Annotated in this window: 1 protein-coding gene and 1 pseudogene; both read left to right on the plus strand. The window is 41.7% G+C overall.

Features of this window, described 5'->3' with window-relative positions:
• Positions 1-120 precede the first annotated feature (120 nt).
• A pseudogene (locus I6F10_RS19825) lies at positions 121-363 on the plus strand (XRE family transcriptional regulator); the annotation flags it as partial.
• A 60-nt stretch (positions 364-423) separates the two neighbouring features.
• The gene (gene glmS, locus I6F10_RS19830) at positions 424-2244 is read left to right on the plus strand and encodes a glutamine--fructose-6-phosphate transaminase (isomerizing) (RefSeq protein ID WP_197099296.1); all 1821 of its coding nucleotides are present in this window, start codon (positions 424-426) and stop codon (positions 2242-2244) included.
• The last annotated feature ends 165 nt before the right edge of the window (positions 2245-2409 follow it).

Below are 2409 nucleotides of genomic sequence, written 5' to 3' on the forward strand. Positions count from 1 at the left end.
TCTGAGAATAGAAAGTCAGGGCTTTATCTACAGCGCAGTATTAAATACTAGACGTAAAGGCAAGCTCACTGACTACGATGTGATAAATGATAGCTAATCATTTATCAATGAGAGATACAAGACGTAAAGCGCGGTACTACTACCTTTAACGAACTAGTTGGCTTAAGCCAAGTAATGGCAAAAGCAGCACGTGAAGTTATAGTGATGGTTGAATCAGATAAAATTGGCCGGAAAATCCCAAATTTAGAATTACCGTGGCAAATAGTAACCACCTTAATAACCGACAATGGCTTAGCAGACGATAAACGCAAAGCAATTGAGGCATGTGGTGTAAAACTAATTTGTGCAGAGATTATGGAATAGCCCGTTAACTTGAATTCAGGTTATAAGCGGGCAAATATTTAAAAAATTAATGGAGACACTATGTGTGGAATAGTTGGGGCAGTTGCAGAACGTCCAGTAAATAAAATTTTAGTTGAAGGCCTTAAACGCCTTGAATACCGTGGTTATGATTCAGCAGGCGTAGCATTGCTTGATGGCAACACACTTAATACTGTTAAAGCAGTAGGTAAAGTAGTAAACGTAGAAGCTGCACTTGAGAAAGCAGGCGTTAGCGGCCATACAGGTATTGCACACACTCGCTGGGCAACACACGGTAGCGTTACTGAAGAAAACGCACACCCGCATGTATCAAACAACCAGTTAGCACTTGTGCATAACGGTATAATTGAAAACCACGCAAGCCTGCGCGCATCGCTTAAAGAAGAAGGTTACGAGTTCCTATCTGAAACCGATACCGAAGTAATGGTGCACTTAATTCATAAGCTTCGTAAGCAGCACACTACTTTACTTGCTGCAGTACAGGCAGCTGTTAAGCAATTTGAAGGTGCGTTTGGTACGGTTGTATTTGATAAAGACAATGACAATGAAATTATCGTAGCACGTTCAGGTAGCCCTCTTGTTATTGGTTTAGGCCTTGGTGAAAACTTTATTGCCTCTGATCAGTTAGCACTATTACCTGTTACTCGTAGCTTTATCTTCTTAGAAGAAGGTGATGTAGCGCGTATTACACGTGACACAGTAGAAATCTTTGATGAAAATGGCGGCGCTGTAGAGCGCGAAGTGATTGAATCAAACATCACACAAGATGCATCAGGTAAAGGTGACTACCGTCACTACATGCTAAAAGAAATCTACGAGCAACCGCTTGCAGTACGTAATACCCTTGAAGGGCGTTTAAACGACGACTGCGTAGCAATTGATGCTTTTGGCGACAGTGCACAACAAATATTTAAAGATGTAAAACACGTACAAATTATTGCCCGTGGTACGTCTTACCATTCGGGTATGGTTGCACGTTACTGGCTTGAGCAATTTGCAGGCGTAAGCTGTAATGTAGAAATTGCCTCAGAATTTCGCTACCGCCAGTCGTTTGTACACGAAAACAGCCTGCTTGTGACTATTTCACAATCGGGTGAAACAGCCGATACACTAGCTGCATTACGCCTAGCTAAAGAGCAAGGTTACATGGCATCAATGACCATTTGTAACGTACCTGGTTCATCGCTTGTACGCGAATCAGACCTAGCGTTTATGACCAAAGCGGGCGCTGAAATTGGCGTAGCTTCTACTAAAGCGTTTACTACACAATTAGTTGGTTTGTTAATGCTTACTGCGTCTATCGCGCAAGAAAAAGGCCTTGATCAAAGTGCTATTGTTAATGCTATAAAAGTACTACCGGCTAAGCTTGAAGAAACATTACTGCTTGCAGATGGCATTGCAGACCTTGCAGAAGAATTTGCCGACAAGCATCACTCACTGTTTTTAGGTCGTGGCTCACAATATCCAATCGCAATGGAAGGTGCGCTTAAGCTTAAAGAGATTTCGTACATTCACGCAGAAGCCTACGCAGCGGGCGAGCTAAAACACGGCCCATTAGCACTTATTGATGCCGACATGCCAATTATTGTTGTAGCACCAAATAACGAATTGCTAGAAAAGCTTAAATCAAATGTAGAAGAAGTACGCGCACGTGGCGGCATTATTTACGTATTCGCAGATAAAGATTCACACTTTGAGTCAGACGACACAATGCGTGTTATTAACGTAAACCACACTGACGACATTATTGCGCCAATTGTTTACACACTGCCATTACAGTTACTGTCGTATTACGTAGCGGTAATTAAAGGCACTGACGTTGACCAACCACGTAACTTAGCTAAATCGGTTACGGTTGAGTAAAATCAAAAGGTTGGTAATTACCTGTTAAAGATAAAAAGGCGCTTAATGCTGTCTCTTATACACAAATCCCTGCTAAGAAATTAGCGGGGATTTTTTTGAACTAAATCTCAATGTCATGATCAGATCTTCAAATCTTGTTTGAGGGCACATTATGATTAACGAACA

It is taken from the genome of Pseudoalteromonas sp. SWYJZ98, assembly GCF_015864495.1.
Classification (GTDB): domain Bacteria; phylum Pseudomonadota; class Gammaproteobacteria; order Enterobacterales; family Alteromonadaceae; genus Pseudoalteromonas; species Pseudoalteromonas distincta.

Excerpts from the sequence above, each read along its gene's own strand:
- glmS (WP_197099296.1), top strand. The coding sequence starts at position 424 with ATGTGTGGAATAGTTGGGGCAGTTGCAGAACGTCCAGTAAATAAAATT.